We start from the raw sequence: 271 nt of genomic DNA, 5'->3' as shown, positions 1-271 counted from the left end.
CAACTCGGGGACGAACTCCGGCGCGCGGCAGTCGCGAACGTCGCGAACCCGGCGGTCCCGATGAATATCACCCCGGAGAGGATGACCCAGAACCCGAGGCTCTTCTGTGCGCCGATGACGATCCGGTTGAACACGTGGTCCGCGACCTGCCGACTGACAAACAGCGAGATCAACGCGGGCAGGAGGATAATGACACCGGCCCATCGGAACAGGTCGCCCTCCGAATCGACGCTGAACGCCGGCGACTGCGCGAGCGGGTTGCTCTGGTGCT

The 271-nt window shown here is 64.9% G+C and carries 1 pseudogene; it reads right to left on the bottom strand.

The annotated features are described in order from the left end of the window. Nucleotides 1-271 (bottom strand): annotated as a pseudogene (locus EXE45_RS18840) (hypothetical protein); the annotation flags it as partial.

The sequence above is a fragment of the Halorubrum sp. SP9 genome (assembly GCF_005435015.1).
In the GTDB taxonomy this organism is placed as follows: domain Archaea; phylum Halobacteriota; class Halobacteria; order Halobacteriales; family Haloferacaceae; genus Halorubrum; species Halorubrum sodomense.
Note: the sequence above shows the minus strand (reverse complement) of the source record. Positions and strands in the feature narration are given on the sequence as shown.